Origin of the sequence: Acinetobacter sp. YH12100, from assembly GCF_013419135.1 — a bacterium.
Classification (GTDB): domain Bacteria; phylum Pseudomonadota; class Gammaproteobacteria; order Pseudomonadales; family Moraxellaceae; genus Acinetobacter; species Acinetobacter pseudolwoffii.
The window spans coordinates 26,361-44,597 of record NZ_VPAQ01000002.1 but is presented as its reverse complement, the minus strand read 5'-3'; the positions used below and the strand labels follow the sequence as shown (position 1 = coordinate 44,597).

The 18,237-nt window shown below is 45.2% G+C and carries 20 protein-coding genes and 5 tRNA genes; all 25 read right to left on the bottom strand.

The annotated features are described in order from the left end of the window. Positions 1–38 precede the first annotated feature (38 nt). Positions 39–404: a 50S ribosomal protein L7/L12 gene (rplL, locus tag FTU40_RS02130; protein WP_005095274.1), complete on the bottom strand. Its 366-nt coding sequence runs from the start codon at positions 402–404 to the stop codon at positions 39–41. Positions 405–452: 48 nt separating this feature from the next. After that, complete coding sequence (gene rplJ / locus FTU40_RS02125) at positions 453–959, bottom strand: 50S ribosomal protein L10 (RefSeq protein WP_005095272.1); 507 nt, start codon at positions 957–959, stop codon at positions 453–455. Positions 960–1,259: 300 nt separating this feature from the next. Next, positions 1,260–1,955 (bottom strand): 50S ribosomal protein L1, encoded by a 696-nt coding sequence (rplA, locus tag FTU40_RS02120; RefSeq protein WP_005095271.1) that lies wholly within the window; start codon positions 1,953–1,955, stop codon positions 1,260–1,262. A 3-nt stretch (positions 1,956–1,958) separates the two neighbouring features. Next, positions 1,959–2,387, bottom strand: a complete 429-nt coding sequence (gene rplK / locus FTU40_RS02115; RefSeq protein WP_004278614.1) for a 50S ribosomal protein L11 — start codon at positions 2,385–2,387, stop codon at positions 1,959–1,961. A 119-nt stretch (positions 2,388–2,506) separates the two neighbouring features. Next, positions 2,507–3,040, bottom strand: coding sequence for a transcription termination/antitermination protein NusG (nusG, locus tag FTU40_RS02110; protein ID WP_180039599.1), 534 nt, complete (start codon positions 3,038–3,040; stop codon positions 2,507–2,509). Between the two features lie 7 nt (positions 3,041–3,047). Beyond that, complete coding sequence (gene secE, locus FTU40_RS02105; RefSeq protein ID WP_005095267.1) at positions 3,048–3,488, bottom strand: preprotein translocase subunit SecE; 441 nt, start codon at positions 3,486–3,488, stop codon at positions 3,048–3,050. A gap of 74 nt (positions 3,489–3,562) precedes the next feature. Beyond that, positions 3,563–3,638 (bottom strand) — tRNA-Trp (locus FTU40_RS02100). Positions 3,639–3,690: 52 nt separating this feature from the next. Then, entirely contained in the window at positions 3,691–4,881 is a 1,191-nt protein-coding gene (tuf, locus tag FTU40_RS02095) for an elongation factor Tu (protein WP_005095265.1), read from the bottom strand. Between the two features lie 150 nt (positions 4,882–5,031). Further along, positions 5,032–5,106: transfer RNA gene (locus FTU40_RS02090), tRNA-Thr, on the bottom strand. Between the two features lie 17 nt (positions 5,107–5,123). Beyond that, positions 5,124–5,199 (bottom strand) — tRNA-Gly (locus tag FTU40_RS02085). A 38-nt stretch (positions 5,200–5,237) separates the two neighbouring features. Continuing rightward, positions 5,238–5,321 (bottom strand) — tRNA-Tyr (locus FTU40_RS02080). A gap of 54 nt (positions 5,322–5,375) precedes the next feature. Further along, a tRNA-Thr gene (locus FTU40_RS02075) sits at positions 5,376–5,451 on the bottom strand. Positions 5,452–5,549: 98 nt separating this feature from the next. Continuing rightward, positions 5,550–7,043: an anthranilate synthase component I gene (gene trpE, locus FTU40_RS02070; RefSeq protein WP_180039597.1), complete on the bottom strand. Its 1,494-nt coding sequence runs from the start codon at positions 7,041–7,043 to the stop codon at positions 5,550–5,552. Between the two features lie 108 nt (positions 7,044–7,151). Further along, positions 7,152–7,820 (bottom strand): phosphoglycolate phosphatase, encoded by a 669-nt coding sequence (gph, locus tag FTU40_RS02065; RefSeq protein WP_005095262.1) that lies wholly within the window; start codon positions 7,818–7,820, stop codon positions 7,152–7,154. A 78-nt stretch (positions 7,821–7,898) separates the two neighbouring features. After that, positions 7,899–8,558: an FHA domain-containing protein gene (locus FTU40_RS02060; protein ID WP_005095259.1), complete on the bottom strand. Its 660-nt coding sequence runs from the start codon at positions 8,556–8,558 to the stop codon at positions 7,899–7,901. Between the two features lie 62 nt (positions 8,559–8,620). Beyond that, positions 8,621–10,873 (bottom strand): type II secretion system secretin GspD, encoded by a 2,253-nt coding sequence (gspD, locus tag FTU40_RS02055; protein ID WP_180039595.1) that lies wholly within the window; start codon positions 10,871–10,873, stop codon positions 8,621–8,623. Positions 10,874–10,911: 38 nt separating this feature from the next. Next, positions 10,912–11,775: a type II secretion system protein N gene (locus FTU40_RS02050; RefSeq protein ID WP_074383927.1), complete on the bottom strand. Its 864-nt coding sequence runs from the start codon at positions 11,773–11,775 to the stop codon at positions 10,912–10,914. Next, positions 11,775–12,518 (bottom strand): type II secretion system protein N, encoded by a 744-nt coding sequence (gene gspN / locus FTU40_RS02045; protein WP_180039593.1) that lies wholly within the window; start codon positions 12,516–12,518, stop codon positions 11,775–11,777. Before gspN ends, FTU40_RS02050 begins: the two co-directional genes overlap by 1 nt. Positions 12,519–12,699: 181 nt before the next feature. Continuing rightward, a complete protein-coding gene (locus FTU40_RS02040) occupies positions 12,700–13,026 on the bottom strand; it encodes an H-NS family nucleoid-associated regulatory protein (protein WP_167381258.1) in 327 nt (108 codons plus the stop codon). Positions 13,027–13,168: 142 nt separating this feature from the next. Continuing rightward, positions 13,169–13,597, bottom strand: coding sequence for a thioesterase family protein (locus FTU40_RS02035; protein WP_180039591.1), 429 nt, complete (start codon positions 13,595–13,597; stop codon positions 13,169–13,171). An 8-nt stretch (positions 13,598–13,605) separates the two neighbouring features. After that, positions 13,606–14,799: a hypothetical protein gene (locus FTU40_RS02030; RefSeq protein ID WP_100354889.1), complete on the bottom strand. Its 1,194-nt coding sequence runs from the start codon at positions 14,797–14,799 to the stop codon at positions 13,606–13,608. 6 nt (positions 14,800–14,805) lie between these two features. After that, the gene (locus FTU40_RS02025; RefSeq protein WP_180039589.1) at positions 14,806–15,642 is read right to left on the bottom strand and encodes a hypothetical protein; all 837 of its coding nucleotides are present in this window, start codon (positions 15,640–15,642) and stop codon (positions 14,806–14,808) included. Next, positions 15,639–16,418, bottom strand: coding sequence for a uroporphyrinogen-III synthase (locus FTU40_RS02020; protein ID WP_180039587.1), 780 nt, complete (start codon positions 16,416–16,418; stop codon positions 15,639–15,641). Before FTU40_RS02020 ends, FTU40_RS02025 begins: the two co-directional genes overlap by 4 nt. Beyond that, positions 16,418–17,341 (bottom strand): hydroxymethylbilane synthase, encoded by a 924-nt coding sequence (hemC, locus tag FTU40_RS02015; protein ID WP_100354892.1) that lies wholly within the window; start codon positions 17,339–17,341, stop codon positions 16,418–16,420. The genes FTU40_RS02020 and hemC overlap by 1 nt, the downstream gene beginning before the upstream one ends. A 107-nt stretch (positions 17,342–17,448) precedes the next feature. Continuing rightward, positions 17,449–18,189 carry a LytTR family DNA-binding domain-containing protein gene (locus FTU40_RS02010; protein WP_005095238.1) on the bottom strand — a complete coding sequence of 247 codons (741 nt, stop codon included), beginning with the start codon at positions 18,187–18,189 and terminating at the stop codon, positions 17,449–17,451. Positions 18,190–18,237 lie beyond the last annotated feature (48 nt).

Genomic DNA, 18,237 nt, shown 5'->3' with positions numbered 1-18,237 from the left:
TTGGAGCTGATTATAAAAAAACCGGCTCCCTTAAGCTATTACTTAAGAGTAACTGTAGCACCAGCTTCTTCAAGTTTCTTCTTAAGTTCTTCGCCTTCTTCTTTAGAAACGCCTTCTTTAAGAACTGTAGGAGCGCTTTCAACCATGTCTTTAGCTTCTTTCAAGCCAAGGCCAGTTGCTTCACGAACTGCTTTAATTACAGCAACTTTGTTTGCGCCAAAAGAAGTCAATTCAACATTGAATTCAGATTGCTCTTCAGCAGCAGCAGCAGCAGGACCAGCAGCAACAGCTACAGCAGCAGCAGAAACGTTGAATTTCTCTTCGAAAGCAGAAATAAGTTCAACAAGTTCAAGAACAGTTTTTTCAGCAACTGCGTTTAGGATTTCTTCGTTTGTTAAAGCCATGAGATTAACTCCAAATGGGTATTGAATGATGTGTGTGTAAGTTTGAGCTTAAGCAGCTTCTGACTCGTTTTTCTCTTGAAGCGCTGTAAGTAAGCGGCCCAATTTCGAAATAGGAGCTTGAAGAACGTTTGCAAGCATAGTAAGCGCTTTCTCTTGGTTCGGAAGATTCGCGATAACGCTAACTTCTTCGCCTTGATAAAGTTTGCCATCAAATGCAGCAGCTTTAAGTTCAAATGCTTTATTAGTTTTAGCGAATTCTTCGAACAAACGTGCAGCAGCACCCATGTCGTCTTCAGAAGTCGAGAAAGCTAAGATTGTTGGGCCAACAAGGTTGTCGTTCAAGATATTGAATTGAGTATCTTGAAGAGCGCGTTTAGCCAAAGTGTTACGCACGATACGTGTGTGAACACCTAGTTTACGAGCTTCAACGCGAAGAGCAGTTAATTGCTCAACAGTTAAACCTTGATAGTCAGCAACAACAGCGGCAAATGCAGTAGAAGCAACTTCAGTTACTTCAGCTACGATCTGTTTTTTGCCTTCGATAAGAAGAGCCATTGTAAAACCTCCTAACGGTGATTTATGTACTTACGCGAAGTACACTCCCAATTCGTTAATCCATCACTGGACTAACACGCGGAGGATGAACAAATCACACCACCGCGTCTACGCAGGCTGGACGATTAAGAGCGAAGCATAAAACTCCCCTCGCCCGCGGTCTTTGACGCTGATAAATTTTCATTTATCAATTCAAAGTTTGCCTAAGTTTGCAAAATACGACGGAGCGTTTCTTGCGTAAGTTTTAAAGCAGTGCTTTAAAACTTACTCAGGGCTTTAAAATTCTGTATAAGTCGAGACTTATTTAGAAACGTTTGCTACATCAACGATCAAACCAGGACCCATAGTTGAGCTCAAAGTGATCTTTTGAATGTATACGCCTTTAGAAGTCGCAGGTTTCAAACGTTTCAAGTCAGCAACAAGTGCTTCAACGTTTGAACGAACAGCTTCAGCAGTGAAACCTACTTGACCGATCGCAGCGTGGATAATACCCGCTTTGTCTACGCGGTAACGTGCTTGACCAGCTTTTGCATTTTTAACTGCAGTTGCTACGTCAGGAGTTACCGTACCCACTTTAGGGTTTGGCATTAAGCCACGTGGACCAAGGATCGTACCAAGTTTACCTACAACGCGCATTGCATCTGGAGCAGCAATTACAACGTCAAAGTCAAGGTTACCCGCTTGGATGCTTTCAGCAAGATCATCGAAACCAACAACGTCTGCGCCTTCAGCTTTAGCAGCTTCAGCAGCAGCGCCTTGAGCGAATACAGCTACACGTACAGTTTTACCCGTACCTGCAGGAAGTGTAGTCGCGCCACGAACAACTTGGTCAGATTTACGAGGATCAACACCTAGGTTTACCGCGATATCCAAAGATTCTTTGAATTTAGGAGCTGGAAGGCTCTCTAAAACTGCAACAGCTTCTTCTAGCGTGTAAACTTTGTGCGCTTCTACAGCAGCTACGATCGCTTTTTGACGTTTAGTTAATTTAGCCATGTCTTAAAGCTCCACTTCCAAGCCCATAGAACGCGCAGAACCAGCAATGGTACGTACACGTGCGTCTAAATCAGCACCAGTCAAATCTGGTTCTTTAGTAGTCGCGATTTCTTCGATTTGAGCACGAGTCAACTTACCAACTTTAGTTTTGTTAGGTACAGCTGAACCCTTCTGGATACCAGCAGCTTTCTTAAGAAGAACAGCAGCAGGTGGAGTTTTCATGATGAATGTGAACGACTTGTCGTTGTACACAGTGATCACGACTGGAATTGGTAGACCAGCTTCAACTTTTTGTGTCGCAGCATTGAATTCTTTACAGAATGCCATGATGTTCACACCACGTTGACCTAGTGCAGGACCAATCGGTGGAGATGGATTCGCTTTACCAGCTGGAACTTGCAGCTTGATATAGCCGTCAATCTTCTTAGCCATTTCAAATTACCTCTGGGTGCAAACGCCGGTGAAGGCTCCCCAATGATTTCAAGTAACGATACCGTTACAACAACAATGCCTGATTTGCACGCAAATCAGGCGTTTTCAACCCAAACCAATTAAACTGATTTTTCGACTTGACGAAATTCCAGTTCAACTTGAGTTGGACGGTTAAATACATTAATGGTCAGCATTAAACGTGACTTTTCGTACTGAACTTCTTCCACCACACCTTTAAAGTCCGTGAATGGACCGTCAACTACGAGTAATTCTTCGCCTGGTTCAAACATCGTCTTAGGACGAGGTGCTTCACCAGTATTGCGTACACGCGCAAGAATCGCATCAGCTTCTTTTTGCGTAATTGGCGCCGGTTTTTCCGCCGTACCACCAATAAAGCCTAAAACTTTCGGACATTCTTTAACAATGTGCCAAGTGTCGTCATTCATTTCCATTTCGACTAGAACATAGCCAGGAAAGAACTTGCGCTCTGATTTACGTTTCTTGCCATCCTTCATTTCTACCACTTCTTCGGTAGGAACCAGGACTTCACCAAAGCTATCGGCAACAGCGCTACGCTGGATTCGATCATTAAGCGAACGCATTACTTGTTTTTCATAACCTGAATAGGCATGAATAATGTACCAACGTTTCATAGCTCTCTTACCCGATAATAAACTTGATTAACCAGCCTAAAATATAATCGAAACACCATAAAACAATGGAGGTAATTACGACTACAACAAGAACTTGCCAAGATGTGGACACAGTCTCTTGCTTGGTAGGCCAGGTCACTCGACGGAGCTCGATTCGTGCATCTTTCAGCAGACGAATAAAGCCTTTGCCTTGATGGGTGGCGTATAATAAACCGAATGCTGCAACGATACAAGCCAAAATCACCCCAACACGCACCCAAATATCATTCGCAGGGGCCCAGTATGCTGGTAAATATTGGTTTACCATCATTGCACCAACCAATAAAATCAAGGCGATAACCCATAGAACCATGTCTAATGGAGAACCAGAACTTACATCTACTGCAGGATTATTTCTTTGAGGAATTGCCGCTTCGCCTAATGCGTCGCGTGATTTTTCATTCGACATTTTTGTACTCGTCGTAGGTTTCGCGACTTATTATATGACCAATTTTGCCGACATCAAGCGTCTTTTTCAAAACTTGGCAGGTCAGGAGGGACTCGAACCCCCAACATTCGGTTTTGGAGACCGACGCTCTACCAATTGAACTACTGACCTGCAAAATAACAAGTTGGAGCCTAAACCCCAACCCGTTTATCTTATTCTATGATTATGCAGTTACTTTAGCAACTACACCAGCACCCACTGTACGACCGCCTTCACGGATCGCAAAACGTAGACCTGGGTCCATTGCGATTGGGTGGATTAGCTCTACTGACATCTCAACGTTGTCACCAGGCATAACCATTTCCACGCCTTCTTTAAGCGCGATCGCACCAGTTACGTCCGTAGTACGGAAGTAGAACTGTGGACGGTAACCGTTAAGGAATGGAGTGTGACGACCACCTTCTTCTTTAGAAAGTACGTATACTTCCGCATCGAATTTAGTATGTGGCTTGATCGCACCTGGTTTAGTCAATACTTGACCACGTTGTACGTCTTCACGCTTAGTACCACGTAGAAGAACACCACAGTTCTCGCCTGCACGACCTTCGTCAAGCAATTTACGGAACATTTCAACGCCAGTAACTGTAGTTACTTGAGTATCACGGATACCAACGATTTCAACTGATTCGCCCACTTTAACAATACCAGTCTCTACACGGCCAGTTACTACTGTACCACGACCAGAGATTGAGAATACGTCTTCAATTGGCATAAGGAATGGAAGGTCGATTGCACGTTCTGGCTCTGGAATGTAAGAGTCAAGTGCTTCAACCAGTGCAACAACAGCGTCTTCGCCATACTGACCAGCTTCACCGTTAAGTGCAGCAAGTGCAGAACCGCGGATTACTGGAGTGTCATCGCCCGGGAAGTCATAAGTAGAAAGAAGTTCACGAACTTCCATTTCAACCAGCTCAAGAAGCTCTTCGTCGTCTACAAGGTCGCATTTGTTCAAGAATACAACGATGTAAGGTACACCTACCTGACGAGAAAGCAGGATGTGTTCACGAGTCTGTGGCATAGGACCATCAGTCGCAGCACATACAAGGATCGCGCCGTCCATCTGAGCAGCACCAGTAATCATGTTTTTAACATAATCGGCGTGGCCCGGGCAGTCTACGTGAGCGTAGTGACGAGTTGGAGAGTCGTATTCTACGTGTGAAGTATTAATTGTAATACCACGTGCTTTTTCTTCTGGTGCAGAGTCGATTGCAGCGTAATCACGCGCTTCGCCACCGAATTTTTTCGCACATACAGTTGCAATCGCAGCTGTTAAAGTTGTTTTACCATGGTCGACGTGACCAATTGTGCCCACGTTAACGTGTGGCTTATTACGTTCAAACTTAGCCTTAGCCATGTTAATACTCCTCGTTTACGTCGAACACAATTCTGAGTAAAACCCAGTTCCGACATGTCGTTTTAAAAAACCAAATACCAAATACTTGAAAAGCAGACTAAATAGCCTGCTTCTGGAATATTGTGCAATAAAAATTGCTAAACTGTAATCTGGAGCTCTTATCGAGATTTGAACTCGAGACCTCTCCCTTACCAAGGGAGTGCTCTACCACTGAGCTATAAGAGCAAATATTAGCACTTCAATGGAGCGGGAGACGAGGGTCGAACTCGCGACATGCAGCTTGGAAGGCTACCGCTCTACCAACTGAGCTACTCCCGCACGATGTTGGTACAAACCACTTATTGAAGTATTAAAATTGGTGGTGAGGGAAGGATTCGAACCTTCGAAACTTTCGTAGCGGAGTTACAGTCCGCCCCCTTTGACCGCTCGGGAACCTCACCATTTTACACTTACATCAGTGCTGTTCTTTACTCAACCCTTGAAACTCTCTAAGATGGTGCCGGCACACGGATTCGAACTGTGGACCTACTGATTACAAGTCAGTTGCTCTACCAACTGAGCTATGCCGGCGTTTCTTAGTGTTTCGTACGTTTCGTATCGGAACGGTGTGCAGTTTAGCAAAACTCACAAACCATGCAAGTGTTTTTTTCAAAAAAAACCCCAAAAACTCATAAAATCAAACCATTTGATGATAATTCAACCGCTTTGATCACTGCGCGAGCTTTTATTTGGGTTTCATTCCATTCAGATTCGGGATTTGAGTCGGCAACCAGCCCTGCTCCGGCCTGAACATAGACCTTATTTTCACGGATCACACAGGTACGAATCGCAATCGACATGTCCATTTCACCATGCCAGCCTAAATAACCGACAGCGCCACCAAAAATTCCACGTTTTACCGGCTCAACTTCGTCAATAATTTCCATGGCACGAATTTTTGGTGCACCTGAAAGCGTACCGGCAGGGAAAGTTGCCTTGAAAACATCCAAGGCATCGACATCGTCACGCACTTCACCCTGTACATTCGAGACAATATGCATGACATGCGAATAACGTTCGATCACCATTCGATCAGTCACTTGAACTTTACCAATTTTTGCAATGCGTCCGACGTCATTGCGCCCCAAGTCAATCAGCATGACATGTTCGGCAATTTCTTTTTCATCAGAGAGCAAGTCTTGCTCAAGGGCCAGATCTTCTTCCTTGGTTTTGCCACGTGGTCGTGTGCCTGCTAAAGGACGCACTGTGGCAATGCCATTTTCCAAACGCGATAAAATTTCTGGTGATGAACCGACAATATGGAACGGTGTATTGTTTTCCAAGGTTTGCCCTTGTACCAGAAACAGATACGGCGAAGGATTCAGATGACGTAGCGCACGATAGACCTGTAAGGGATCACCATCGAAATCTGACACCATACGATGCCCGGGCACCACCTGCATCACATCGCCAGCACGAATATATTCTTTGACCTTTTCAACCGAGGCAATAAAGTTGTCATGTCCGGTTAGAGATTCAAAATGTGGCGGACTATGTTTTTCAGCTTTCAGGCTAATCGGTGTTGCCAGAATATTTTCCAATTCATTCAATTGTTCATGTGCTTTTTCATAAGCAATCGGGTCAGCTGCATCGGCATGCACAATCAGAAATAAGGTATCTTTTAAATTGTCAAAGACAATGACGGTTTTAGACAACATCATCCAGATATCAGGCAAGCCAACCGGATCTGCTTCAGGCACATTTTTGAGTTTGGGTTCAATATAACGTACAGCATCATAACCAAAGTAGCCCACCAGACCGCCAGTGAAGCTTGGCAATGCAGGCAAGTCCTGTTGGGTCGGCACTTTAAACTGAGCCTGAAAGTCACGAATATAGTGAAAAGGATCTGCACAGTGCTGCTTTTCAAGCGAGCCGTCCGCATGCTGTACCGTCAGTTCACCGGCATTACAGGAAAATACCGTAGATTCGCCCAGCCCAATAATCGAATAGCGTGCCCAGTTTTCTCCACCTTCGACAGATTCAAACAGATAAGCCTGCTGATGCTGCTTAAGACGCGCGAAAATAGAAAGTGGGGTATCCGTATCGGCCAGACGCTGACGGTACACTGGAATCAGGTTATAGCCTTGTGCAGCAAGTTGCTGGAATTGTGCTTGTGTGGTCATGCGGTTTTTCTCTTTAAATTGGGTTTACTCAGTGTATAAATAGACTTGAACTGAGCGACGCCATCGAAAAACCTGATCACTATTCATTTTATTTTCCTAACACCCTAATTAAGCAAGCAATTCACGTAGATCATCTACAATTTCTTGAGGATGACAGTCTGCTATATTTTCACCATGATTATAGCCATAGCTCACCACAATACAATCAATCCCGGCGCGACGCGCAGCCTCCACATCATTGGAAGAATCCCCGATCAATAATACCTGTTCTTTACTTACACCATACTGTTCGACACAGTGCAATAATTGACGCGGATGCGGTTTACGCTCGCTAAAACGGTCGCCACCAATGGTCTCGGCAAAATAATGTGCCATATCCAATGTCTCTAAAATAGCACAAGCAGGAAGCTCCGGCTTATTGGTGACGCAGATCAGGGTTTTGCCCTGCGCTTTGGCCCAGTCGAGAAACTTCAGAATCCCGGGAAATGGAACCGTGTCGACACAAGGATCGACATTATAAATATCCAGAAAAGTATTCAGCAGCTCCTGATGCTGTGCGGGTGTAACTTCACCGACCAGATGTAGCAATACACTTTCACAAAATATCGAGGTGCCCTTGCCCACCCAGGTACGAACCTGCTCTTCCGTGACCAAAGGCAATTGCAACACATTCAGGCTCATATTCATGGCACGATACAGGTCATGCGCCGAATCAACCAAAGTACCATCCAGATCAAACAAGATCAGTTCACGCTGTTCTAATTGTGCAATAGACATCCCGACCCTCTTTTATATTATTCGCAGCCACAAAAAAGGCATGCGCTGTGCATGCCTTGATTGTAACCAATCATCGGCTTATTTAAACATTACCCAAGCCATAATTGCCAAAATAATCAATACAATCACTGAAATCAAACCAACAGACACATTTTTCTGGGTTTCTTTTTCCTGCTCTACCCGTGACACAGGCTGCTCAACCGGCATTGGCGTAGGTTCTGGTTTCACTGCAGCAAGATCGACGCCTTCAGGAATCGGCGCTGGTTTTGGAATCCCGACATGGGTTGGCATGCCATCTCGGGTCAGCTGGACTGAGGCATCTCGCTGTGTCAGTTCCGGTATACCCTGCTCATTCATTTGTTGTGCTGGCGTTGGTTCAGTCACTTCAACCTGTGCCACGACTTTTTCTGCCGTGGCTTCTATTTCTGCTGGAACTTCTACCGCAGCCACAGGCGCCAACACGGAAAATTTCAGGCTGGCAAACTGAACGATATCATCCTGTTTTAATAACGTTTCCTGTGCAATCTGCACATCATTGACGAAAGTGCCATTCGATGATCCTAAGTCCTGTACCCAGAGCGCATCATCTTTGAGCAAGAAAGCAGCATGTTTGCGCGAGATCTCTGCGGCCTGCAACACAATGTCTGCGGCCTGATGACGTCCCACCAGCATATCACGGTCAATGCTAATCTCTTGCCCTGTCAAGTCACCTGTAATCGCGTGTATTTTCCAAGTCATGAATTTACTTCTCTTTTCTCTTTGACATTATCATAACATGCTGTTTGTTCATGCTACATCACTTAGCTTTTCGGTCTAAGTGTTGTGGTGGTCACGGTATTTTTACGCTTTTCGACGTGTTGTCCGGGTTGTGACTGCAACACAGGCTCAATCGCGACAGGCGTGACTACCACAGCAGCTGACTGAGTCGGCACTGGAGCCGTCGGCACAGTTTGATAAGACGAATTTTGTAAAGGTGTTTTCGAAACCGGAATACGCTGTTGATAGACATCACCGACCTGTTCCGGCAGCTTGGCAAAATTACCATCAGCATCCAGGGCCAGTTGCAGACTATACAGTTGGCTATAACGTTGCTGGGTCAGTTTACTGACCTCATTTTTATCACCCACAATCGTTGGATGGATGAAGATCAGCAGATTACGTTTCTGATTAGATTTACCTTCAGAACGGAATAAACGCCCAAGACCAGGGATTGCGCCCAGACCCGGAACTGCCTGACGGCCATAACTGGTGTTATCCGAAATCAGACCACCCAGCACAATGGTTTGCCCATTTTCGGCCAGAATCGAAGTTTTAATCGCACGCTTGCTGGTTACCAGATCCTGCGCTTGTCCACGATCCCGATTAACAGCCGATACTTCCTGCTCCACTTCCAGACGCACCGTACCATCTTCACCAATATGCGGCACCACTTTTAAAGTGACCCCGACATCTTTACGTTCAATCGTGGTATAGGGATTGGCCACCCCAGCAGCGCCAGTTGAAACCGAACCTGTCACAAAGGGTACGTTTTCACCAACCACAATATAGGCTTCTTCGTTGTCCATAGTCACAATGGATGGCGTAGACAACAGATTGGACTTGGTGCTTTCTTTTAAGGCCTGAATCAGCGCACCATACAGACGGCGTGAACCATCACTGCCTTCACGATAATCGCCGAGCACCAACGAAGTCCCAGCTCCCACGGTACTTGCAGCACCTGCACCACCGCCGGTGAGATAGCCGGCTGCCACATTTTTTAGACTGGTACCAAAATTATCAAAGTTAATCAGCCCAATACCGCTACTGATATCTCCCAAGGCCCATTGCACCCCAAGCTGATCGGCATCTGTACCTTCTACTTCGATAATGGCAGCTTCAATCAGTACCTGTTGACGGCGAATATCCAGCTGATTAATTGCTGATTCGATTTCCCGCATCAATTGCGGATCGGCCTTAACCACCAAAGAGTTTTGCGTGGCATCGGCAATAATACTCACCCCATTTGCGCTAAAGCTGCTAATTCCACCCTGCTCGGTGTTCATGCCGGTATTCAACTGAATAGCGGAGGAAGTATTATTTCCGCTGGTGTTGCTACTGTTGTTATTGCTTAAACTGTTATTCGAACTCAGGGAAGATGAACCCGAAGACGTGCTAGTGGAATTTGAACTACTGTTCACCGCCTGCCCTGTCACCAGTCCCTGCAAGATCTCTGCCAGATTCTTGGCACTGGCATATTTCAAACGAAAGACTTTCAAGCCGCCCAGACGGTCTGCCGCCGGCACATCCAAAGTTTCAATCATTTGACGCAGCCGCTTACGCGTTGTCGGATCACCTTTAATGATAATCCGGTTGGTGCGGGTATCTGCGATGACACGTACCCGCGAACCACGAACATCTTTGGCTGCACCCGTGGCTGTCATGGACTCGATCAGCTCGATCATTTCCTCGGCCTGACTCGATTGTAGACTGACCGCTTCCATATCATTTTGACCGGTGCCATCCAGATTACGAATGATGGTTTCCAGCTGATAAATATTATTGGCCCGATCTGATACGATCAGCGCATTGGTGCCCGGCACTGCTGCCAGATGGGCAAATTGCGGCATCAAAGGGCGCAGTGCTGGAATCAGATCATTCGGATTGGTATTTTCCAGCCACAATACCCGAGTCACGATCTGGTCACCACTGGCACGGCTTCTGGCATCATAGGGAATGCCCGAGCTTTTGACATTGCTGTCCGGTACCAGCTTGATGGTATTGCCCGAAGGAATCGCCACCACACCATTGACATTGAGCACACCTAAAAACAGGTCATAGACTTCATTTTTATTCAGTGCTTTATTGGAAATAACGGTAACATTACCACGCACCCGCGGATCGACTGCGAAGTTCTTGCCGGTAATGTCAGCCACTTCATTAATGAATGCGGTGAGGTCAGCATCCCGCAGGTTGATTTTCCAGGTTTGCGCATAACCCGTCGTACTGATCATTGCTACGAGCGGGGCGGCCACACAGCATGCCCATGCTGATCGATTATTATTAAATAAAGCCATAAACTTTTGTGTTTCCTAACCCTATGCGTGATGACACATCACTTCAAATCTTGTTGTATGGTCATCGTCTGATCACCACGTTTTATTTCGAGTTTGACCTGACCTTCACGTCGAGCCTGTTCCAGTAATTGCGCCTCGGTTTGCCCCTGCGATAGCGTCTGACCGTTTAAAGATAAAATCCGGTCTCCCGGTCTTAAACCGAGTCGATTACGCAGTGCAGCTGGTGTCCGGGAAGTGATTTCAAAGCCTCCATCCGACGCACTGACCCCCATATTCTGTAAATACTGATCCTTGTTTTCCTGCATCTGCTGGATTGCCCGACCGATTTCATTTTGCGCTGAAGGCAGATTTTGTGCTTCAGCTGCGCTATTCATAATCGAAGATGGAGCAGACATCGTATTAGATGCTGGGGTTGCCGGCACGATCGGCTGATTCAAGCCATTTTCCAGACCCTTGAATAACACTTCATGAGTGGCACCGGTTGCTCTGCGCAGAATGACCCGATCCCAATAGACCTCGGCCAGCTCAAAACCACTACTGCCCAGCATTTCTCCAACGCGATAACGATCCACCTGATCATTGACTTTCAGCACTGCAGAAGAGTTATAGCTTGGACTGGCAACCACCACGCCTTGCAAAAGAATATTGGCAGCTTCTGCTCCTGCTGCTGTTTGTCCACTTTCCTGAAACAGCGAAAATGCACTGATATTGGGGATTTGCGCCTGTTGTGAACCCAGTTCTACCCGATCCAGCTGCATAGCTTGAGGTGGTGCAATCAGCAACCAGAACATGGCCGCCAGTTTCCAGCATAAATATAGAATCAACAACAGCAACACGACAGGCGCAACACGATTGGCCTGTTTCAGATCGATATTTTTTAGATCGCCAAGAGAAATGGCCATTAGTTCAAGCCTCCCATTAGGGGTTGGCGGGTACTAATCACATAAGTATCCAGGCCAGCTTTACCTTCATAGGAGGGTGCATTCATTAAAAAGCGCTGGGTAAGCTGGATATCGAGCATCAGACTGGGATCAAGCTTTATATTCAGCATACGTTGCTCTCGGTTATCCCGAACGTTGAGTAAGAGCTGTCCGCTCTCATCTGCCAGTTGTCCGGTCATGGCCGGTACATTCATACGTTCCTGACGCTGGGCAAAGCTATAAATCAGCTCACCACCCGCCCATTGCATTTGCCCGGTCACCTGACTGAAGCCTTGTTCCTGTTTATATTTAAAATCCAGCTCTTTAAACTGAATAGCAGTCGCTGGCCATTGCCAGTCTGCCACTTTTTTTAAGGTTTCCGGCGCGAGCTGACCCTCAAGATTTTTGACGATCAAGGCTTTATTCAGCCCATAGCCCATGACCCCTGAAAGCTGAGTATTGCCGCTATGCAATTCAACATCTGCCCCAACTCGCAGCAATAGCAAGTCCAATGGCCGTACTTTCCAGTTCAGGCTGCCCCGCAAATTACCTTTTTTCCAGTCAGCACTGCCCTGCCAGATATTCCCGTTTACATTGTGCAAGGCCTGATTATTTTTATAAAATTTTGAAATCAACCAGGCAGCTGGCACTTGCAGGATCACAAAGACAAAAAACGCCACAAGAGCAAGGATGAACCATCTTAAAGTTTTAGGTTTATTGCTCATCCCACCACGACCAATATCTCAAGTCTAAATCCCCATTTATAATGTTTTCCTTATACAGACACATTATGCACACTTTTTTCCCAACGCCAATTCATAGATATAAAAAAACCAAGCAATCATGCTTGGTTCAGCAATCTTAGACTGTCTGTATGACAGCCTAATGACGAGATCAAATCGAGGCTTAGATCAAGAAATCTTCAAGCTTGGCACCTTTGTCCAGCTCTGCCACCAACCAGCGCGGCTGCTTGCCACGACCCGTCCAGGTGTCATCTGGGTTGCTTTTGCTACGATAACGTGGCTCTACCGATTTACGTGATGATTTCTTGCGTTTAGACGCGCCAAATTCAAGTAACTGTTCAACCGTCATACCTACTTTGTCAGCAACGGCCAAGATTTGCTGATAAGCATCTTCGATCTCTTGGTCTTTTTTTGAAGCAATCAGTGATTCTGCTTCGGCTTGTAAACGCTTTAACTCTTCTACTGATAAATGAGTAATATCTGGCATAATGCTCTCCGATTAAATAATATTATTTGTTTTGTTAAATAATACCCCATCATATTTATATTAAATAAAACATTCAATATAAATATTTAAATCAATAACAATAAAGTTTAGAAATAATGACAAAATTAAATAATCAATTCATTTTTTAGATTTCATGTCCGGCTGTTAATTCAAGTGCTTCGATTTTATTTCGGATATGTTCTGGAATTTGAGTTTTCTGCAGGGTTTTTTGATCAATACAAACAATAACCGCTTCAGAAGTTGCTACTATACTTTGCTGTTTTTCACTCCATAATAAATAATGCATGCGGAATGCACTATTTCGAATCTCTTCAATACGTGCTGCAATTTTTAAATGATCTGGAAAAACCACCGGTTTTAAATAACGGCACTGATTTGAAGAGACCACCGTAGAGACCGATTCATTCAGTAAATCCAATGCATTCAGATAAGCCAGACGTGCATTTTCTATGTAACGATAATACATGGCATTATTCACATGGCCCAATGCATCCATGTCTCCCCATGCCACGCTCTGTGCATAAACCACTGGATATTGTTGTAATTCTGACATGATGATTCTCAAATTTTAATTTCGATAAAGTTTACATTGGATTCAAATACTGCATTTAACTGCTGGAGCAAGTCTTCACGGTCTTGTAAGGCCGCTTTAATTCTCAAATAACTCATACGAATATCATCAGGATATAAGTCAAGCAAATGCTGGGCTTCCTCTGTATAACCGGTGGCCTGTAACACATGCCATTTTGCAAAACTCAAAATCGGTAATGCCGGATACTTGGTTTCCCAATGCGAAATCTGCTGTGCAATATGATCATAATCCGGGTTCTGCCGTAACAATTGCTGTTGAAACCACAAATAAAATACGTCCTGATTAAATTGTTGCTCTAATAAATGAATTGCCATTGTTTCATGTTCGGCACTCATTTCAGGTATTCTGAATAATAATTTCAACCATAATAACTTGACTGTATAGTCACGATCAAATACTTGCTTTTTTAAATCTAAATAACGCTGTTGTAAATAAATTAAATCATCTTGTGTGGCTTGATCATAGGCCAATAATAATTGTTCAAGCCATATTTTTTTTACTTCTTGTTCTAAATGTCCATATTTAGTCGAGCGTAAATATAACCAGGGAAACTGTAGGGCAAATACACCCCATAATGTGGTGAGTCGCTGTTCATAGGCTGGTTTCACCTGTATTAACCATGGTGATAATTCATGCTGATTTAAAAATTCTAAATGAGTCAGTGCTTGCTCACCGTGCTGTTGCGATAAATAAATTTCAATTCGCTGCAATTCTGCCAACTCAAATGCCATCGGGTTAGACTGATTTAAAGCAGTCAAGGCATCTGTATATTGCTGTTGCCCCCAAGATAATCGTGCATCAATAATATGTTTGAGTAAGCCCGACTTGCTAAAAGACTGCTGAATAAAATCCCGTTGATCCTGAGCTGCATTTAATAACCAGATTACAGCCAGTTGTTCATAAGGATGTAAATGGGCAAAACTAAATACGGTTTCATTTTTACGCTGTTCACGGCTGCGATACTGTTTGATCGCGTACCAGAGGCAATGAATCAGAAAACTGAACGTGACCAGTGAGGCCGCCAAAAACCACAATGTGGTTTGTAACTGCCACTCACGCCAATATAAATAGACATAGCCGGCCCCATGCCCATAACTCAGGATGCTCAGCCCCGCTATACCCAGTAGGCAGATAAATAAATAGGCCAGCAAAATCTGTTTCATAAGCAATTAGCCAACTAAGGTGCGTGTATTTAATAAAGGCGTTGGAGTGACCGGTGTGGCCTTGATTTGATGCAACTGCTGAATCCAGTACTGACTACGTGCATCCGGTAATTGCTCCAAGACATCAATCACCGCATTCAACGCTTGCTGAAAGGCGACAGATTGATCTTGCTGCAACGTATTTTGTGCAATGAGCAAGCGCAACTGAGCTTCTTTCAATACCAGATGCCGTTGCATTAATACGGTACTCGGCTGCTCTGCAGCTTCGATCTGAATCCAGCGCTGCCAGAAAGAGCGTTGAGTTTCCAAACTTTGAAGATGCGGAGCCTGAATTTCTTTTTCAATTTCAGCATCCATCTGCATCAATACTTCTTTTAATTTATTTTGCTGCACCAAGCGACTATTGACGAATTTTTTCAGCATGTCCTGATCTTTCGCAATCACTTGCTGCAGACTACTGACCAAGGCGGGCGCCAAGACATACTCATCCAACTCATTCTGCAGGTGGTTTAGTTTTTCAATAGCGGTGGCATATTGTTGCTGTTGCAGTGCAAATTCAATCAGATCCAGCTGCTGTTGTACGAGAGCAATATCATTCTGCGTGTCAGCAGTTAGCACTGCAGCTGCTGCCTGAGCTGAGGGAGTGCCTGCATTTTGCTGCTGGGCGGTAAACTGGCGTTTTAATGCCACAAACTGATCATTGAGATTGGCATTTTGCTGCTGCAACTGTTTAACACCTTGATGAAGTCCAGTCTGCGCTGCATTGAGAACATAAAGGTCATAGCTGAGTTTGATGAGCCACACCACACTCAAAATGAAAAATACAATAAATAGTTTCTTCATGCGTTCCCTAGTATCAGTCTCATTTTTTGCAAGATCGTATTCGCCTCTAAATCATCAATTTGCACAAATTCAAACCCTGCCTGATGCTGTTGTTGATATTCCCCAAGAAGAGTGGCCAAACGCGGCCCCAAAACCAAATAACGGGCCTGATGCATTAAATCCGAATTATCCTGCATTAATGTCAGCCAGTTTAACCAGCTTGCTTCACTGCTGATTAGCACGGCAAAGCGCTGCTGCGTCTCAAGCAATGCCAGGTTTTCTGCCAAAATCATTGCTGTGCTTGCGGGGCATTGCCGCCGATATAAAATAAAATTCAAAATTTTGATATTATTTGCGCGCAGATGATCCATCATAAATTGACGGCCGCCTTCTCCGCGCCAGAAGGCCACAGCTGAGCCAGCAGGCAGTTGCCTTAACACGGGTAATTGCAACATGCCTTCCGAAGTTTCAAGTTCAGGCACATGACTTTGAATACCATAACCAGCCAGCGCCTGCTCAGTGGCTTTACCCACCGCCACCCATTGCACATCTGCCAAGCGCGATAAGATAATTTCCGCTTGCTGTAAATATTGCATGCCAATCTGGGCGGCAGTCGGACTGACCACCACAATGATTTTGGCCTGATCCAGCTGGCGACACAAGCGTAACAGCTCGTCGGAATAAGGCTGTGCGTGCAATTCCAGCAAAGGCAATTCTAGTACAGAAATCTGCGCTGCCTGTAACTGCTGAGTCAAACCCGCAGCACGCTCACTCGGACGGGTATTAATCAGTAACATCAGTTTGAATAAAGTGCTTTCAGCAACTCGCCTGCACCTTGATCGAGTAAATTTTTGGCCAATTCCACCCCTAACTGTTCAGCTTCTGCAATTTTTCCAGTGTGCTGTGCACGCAGCAAAACCGTTCCATCAACACTGCCAACGCGACCTTCGATTGAAATCGCATCATTCTGGAGCGTGGCATAGCCGGCAATCGGCACCTGACATCCGCCTTCCAGATAGGCATTAAAGGCACGCTCAGCACGCACGCAGGCATCCGTTTCTGCATGTAATAATGGCTGAATCAAGTCCAGTACCGCCTGATCATGGGTACGGCATTCCAGCCCCAGTGCACCTTGACCTACGGCCGGTAGACTGATTTCAGGAGTCAGAGTATGACGAATACGTTCTGCCAGACCTAAACGTTTCAAACCGGCACTGGCCAGAATAATCGCATCATACTGACCGGCATCCAGCTTGGACAAACGTGTACCGACATTACCGCGCAAATCAATGATTTCGAGATCAGGACGCTGTTTTAAAATCTGGGTTTTACGGCGCAAACTGGAAGTGCCCACTTTGGCGCCCTGTGGCAATTCATCAAAGCTGGCATAGGTATTCGAGACAAAGGCATCCAGTGGATCTTCACGCTCACAGATCACCGCAAGGCTCAGCCCTTCCGGCAATGCCATCGGTACATCCTTCATGGAATGTACGGCCAGATCGGCACGGCCATCGAGTAAAGCAGCTTCTAATTCTTTTACAAATAGACCTTTACCACCAATTTTGGCCAGCGGCGTATCTAGGATTTTATCGCCCTGTGTAACAAAAGTGACTAACTCGACCTGCAAACCAGCGTGCAAATCTTGTAGGCGCGCACGGATATGTTCCGCTTGCCAAAGCGCAAGTGGACTTTGTCGAGTTGCAATTTTTAGGGTCTTCATAAATTTCAATAACAGTAAATGAGAACAATAGTCTAAACTTAACCTGCTCACTTTAAAATGCAAGTGAATTTATACAAGTTTCAACTGAATGCTCTCATTGATTCCTGCTATAGCTTTTGAATCCGATCCCTTAAAAATGGCAAATGTCGCCGACTGACCGCTAAACGGTCGTCCAGCTCACGACAACGCACCTGATACTGACCTGAACTGACCACTTCCAGACCATCCAGATAATTCACCGAGATCAAGGCATTACGATGAATCCGGATAAACTGGTTCCCAAACTCCTGCTCTAGCTCCTTTAAGGTTTCATCAATCAGTACACTGCCGTTTTTATGACGTACAGTGACATATTTCTGATCCGCCAGAAAATAATAGATATTTTCAACTGGCACCAATTCGACACCACGATAGGTCTTTGCCGCAATCTGCTGGCGGCTGATATTGATTTCGTCCATATTTTCTTTTTGTTTTAGTTGGCTCATCTGAGCTTGGGTAAGTTTAGTTAAGTGCTCCAAAACCTGTGCCAATTCCTGTTGCATCACGGGTTTAAGCAAGTAGCCTTCGGCATTTGATTTAAATGCATCCAGCGCATGTTGGTCATAGGCCGTACAAAAGATAATTGCCGGCATCGGGTCCAGCTGACGCAAATACTGCGCACAAGCAAGGCCATTCATTTCAGGCATTTGAATATCTAATAGTATGACATCGGGTTCGTATTGGTGAGCCAGATCAATCGCTTGACGACCATGACTTGCAGTCGCCACCACATCATGCCCCAGCTGAGAGACTAAACGTGATAATCGCTCGACAGCCAAAGGCTCATCATCACAAATCAGGATGTCCATTGCTCCTCCTTACCCAGTTAACATGATCAAATACATGATAAAGCTAAC